Origin of the sequence: Candidatus Roseilinea sp. NK_OTU-006 (assembly GCF_012931985.1) — a bacterium.
GTDB lineage: Bacteria > Chloroflexota > Anaerolineae > J036 > Brachytrichaceae > JAAFGM01.
The window spans coordinates 1-3,552 of the sequence record NZ_JAAFGM010000070.1 but is presented as its reverse complement, the minus strand read 5'-3'; the positions used below and the strand labels follow the sequence as shown (position 1 = coordinate 3,552).

The window sequence follows — 3,552 nt, the reverse complement described above, 5'->3', positions numbered from 1 at the left end:
GCCTCAACGACGAGCAACTCCTGCGGGTGGTGACCTATTGGCAGGCGCTCTTTTATGAAGAGGGGCTGGCGCTTTACGAAGAGGGCCAGGATGCCACGGCGTTTTTCCTCATTTTCAGCGGGCGGGTGCGTCTCAGCCAGAAGCGAGGCAGTTATGAAGAGGTCACGTTTCTGGAAGAAGGGGATTACTTCGGTGAAGAAGCGCTCAGCCCCACGCCGTTGGCACGCCGCGCGACCGCTATCGCCGCCGCGCCGCTGATCGTACTGCGCCTGGAAGGGACGGATTACCTGGCGCTGGTGCGCGAATTCCCTGACCTGAGCCCGGCCTTTCGCCTCATCTTGCAAAGTTACCTGCTGGCCTCGCGCCTGCATCTGACCTGGCGCGGGCCGCGCGAGGCGGTGCGTTATGCCGCGCGGCGTCACCTTTTCTTCCTCTTCCTGCGCATCGCCCTGCCGGCACTGGTCACGGCGGCGTTGGTGAGCCTGTTTGCCTTCCTCACCATCGTGGTCTGGCATGGAGCGCTTCTGCCCACCCTGTTGCTGATTCTCAGCCTGGTGGGTGGGCTGGGCTGGCTGGCTTGGTCGGCGGTGGATTGGAGCAACGATTATGTCATCATCACCAACCGCCGCGTCGTGCTGTTGGAACGGGTGCTGCTGCTTTATGAGAGCCGCCAGGAAGTGCCGCTGGAAGCCATTTTGGCCGACGAGGTGCAGACCGACCAGGTTGGCCGCATTCTCAATTACGGCAACCTGATCGTGCGTACCTACACCGGGCAGTTGATCCTGGATCGCCTGGCCGAGCCGCAGTTGGTGCTGGGACTGCTGGAAGAACAGCGTGATCGCGCCCGCCGCGGTCGCCGCCGCGCCCAACGCGAAGCCATTGAAGCCACCATCCGCAGCCGCTTGGGACTGCCCACCGGCCCTTCATCATCCGCGTCAGAAGCGCCGCCCGCAGAGACCGCGCCCCCGCCCCCCAGTTCCACCCAACGCCTGGGGCGAACGCTGGCGCGCCTGTTCATGCTGCGCGAGGAAGTGGGGGATACCATCATCTACCGCACCCACTGGGCGATCCTGCTGGCTAAGACCGCGCCGCCCACCTTGGCGCTAGCCGCGGATATCGCCCTGGTCTGGCTGATCCTGAGCCAGCGTTTGCCCTTGCCACCGCGTTTGGGGTGGATTCTGCTTTTGGTGGGATTACCGGCGCTGGCGCTGTGGTGGCTGTATCAATATGTGGACTGGCGCAACGACCGTTATATCATCACCTCGGACATGATCATTGACGTGTATAAGAAGCCGCTGGGGACGGAAGAAAAGCGCAGTGCGCCATTGCGCAACATCCAGACCATTGAATACGCGCGCAAGACCCTCATCCATCTCTTGCTCAACTTTGGCACGGTCTATATCCGGGTTGGGGATACCCAATTTACCTTTGACGATGTCTATAACCCTTCTGAGGTACAGCGCGAACTGTTCCAGCGCCTGGTGGCGGCCAAACAGCGCGAGGAACAGCGCGCCGAGCAAGCCCAGCGCGAGCAACTGGCCGAGTGGATCGAGTTATATCACCGCGTGGTCAGCAGTCACCCGCCCACCGAATCCGGGCCGAAGCCCTCATCTCCTGCAGAATCGGGGTAAAATAGAAACACGTTTTCGACATGCTTAGAGGTAGGTACACCAATGGCCATTCGCCCCATTGTTACTGTTCCCGATCCGGTCTTGCGGCGCAAAGCCCAAAAGGTGCGCCAGTTTGACGCTGATCTACAGCAGTTAATTGATGATATGATCGAAACCATGCGCGCCGCCCCCGGCGTGGGCCTGGCGGCGCCACAGGTAGGCGTCGCCCAACGGGTCATCGTGGTGGAGTACGGCGAGGACGAGGATGAGGATAAGCCGCCTCGCCTCTATGTCGTGGTCAATCCCGAGATCGTTGAGGTCTCTGCCGAGACCGAAATGGGTGTGGAGGGCTGTCTCTCCATCCCCGACTTGGTAGGTGAGGTCGAACGCTACCGGCGCATCGTGGTCAAGGGGCAGAACCGCCGCGGGCAACCGATCAAACTGAAACTGCAGGGGTGGGTGGCGCGCATCTTTCAGCATGAGATTGATCACTTGGAGGGTGTGCTCTTCACCGACCGCGCCGTGCGGGTGTGGAAGCCCAGCCCTGAAGAAGCCATGGCCGTGGATTGAACCCCGAAGCGCAGCCCTGCCAGGGGGCGCGTAGGACTGTGAGGCGTGATGATCCTGACGCATCTCTCATTGACCAATTTTCGCGCCTTTGCCCGCCTGGATGTGGAGGTACCTCGCCCAACGTTGCTTATCGTGGGTGAAAACGCGCAGGGGAAGACCACCCTGCTCGAAGCGATCTACTACCTGGCCACGCTGACCTCGTTTCATACCGAGAGCGACCGCCAGTTGATCAACTTCCTGGCCGCGCGCGAACCGCTGGCGGTGGCGCGCATCGTGGCCGAATTCGTGCGCGGTGAGACCACCCACCGCCTGGAAGTGCGCCTGATCCAAGATAACGCTGCGCTCAACGGTAACCGCCTGCGCCGCGAAATCCTGGTAGATGGGGTAAAGCGCACGGCGCGTGAGGCGTTGGGGCAGTTCAACGCCGTGCTCTTCCTGCCCCAGATGACCAACATCATTGAAGGGGCCCCCGAAGAGCGCCGCCGTTACCTGAATATGGCGCTTTCGCAGGTGATGCCGGGGTACGCCCAGGCGCTCAGCGATTACGCCCAGGTGCTCAGCCAGCGCAACGCCCTGCTCAAACAACTGGCCGAGCGCGGCGGTGATCTTGGACAACTGCAATACTGGGATGCGCTGTTGGTGGATCGCGGTGCGCTGCTGATCCAGGCACGCAGTAAGGCGCTGGATGAGATTGAGACGCTGGCGGCGCGCATTCACGACCGCCTGACGCGAGGACAGGAAGTGTTGCGCCTGATCTACCGCCCGGCTTACGATCCGGCGGCGCCGGAGAACGGCCAGATGGCCCTGCGCCTGGACACCGTGGTCAAACGCGATCAAATCAGCCTGAGCCAGATTCAGCAGGGCTTTTTGCGCCGCCTGGAAGCCCTGCGCGGTGAGGAAATCAGCCGCGGCATGACGCTGATCGGCCCCCATCGCGACGAATTTCGCGTGCTCAGCAACGGGATTGACCTGGGGGATTACGGCTCGCGCGGGCAGGTGCGCACGGCGCTCTTGGCGCTCAAACTGGCCGAAGTGGCCTGGATGCGGCTCGGCGATCTCACCAGCTTGGGGATCTGGCCGCCGACCCTGGCGGTGATCGGCAAGGCTGCCGGCACACTAGGCGTGCGGGAGTAAGATTAACGCTCTCGGAAAGGTGACGGCGCTATCAAGTCGAAGCCGAGGCAACTAGCACACACCTTGCAATGCAAATTGGGCCTCCTCTTTTCGCCTTCCCGCACAACGTTTCTCCGGCCATGCCACGCGACGCGTCCCCAAACGAGCCCACCGCGCCTTCTCGACTTTCCGGCCTTGCCGAAACCATGGGTGAGGAGCGCACCGATGCGCTGCTCGTGATGTTCCGTAACGAACTGCA

At 62.1% G+C, this 3,552-nt stretch carries 3 protein-coding genes; all 3 read left to right on the top strand.

The annotated features are described in order from the left end of the window. Positions 1-1,631, top strand: a 1,631-nt coding sequence (locus GXH28_RS15310; protein WP_169239886.1) for a cyclic nucleotide-binding domain-containing protein, incomplete at its 5' end; no start/stop codon positions are given. A 42-nt stretch (positions 1,632-1,673) separates the two neighbouring features. Beyond that, on the top strand, positions 1,674-2,180 hold the full coding sequence (def, locus tag GXH28_RS15305; RefSeq protein ID WP_169239885.1) for a peptide deformylase: 507 nt from the start codon (positions 1,674-1,676) through the stop codon (positions 2,178-2,180). Between the two features lie 48 nt (positions 2,181-2,228). Beyond that, positions 2,229-3,314 (top strand): DNA replication/repair protein RecF, encoded by a 1,086-nt coding sequence (gene recF, locus GXH28_RS15300; RefSeq protein WP_240550451.1) that lies wholly within the window; start codon positions 2,229-2,231, stop codon positions 3,312-3,314. Positions 3,315-3,552: the final 238 nt, after the last annotated feature.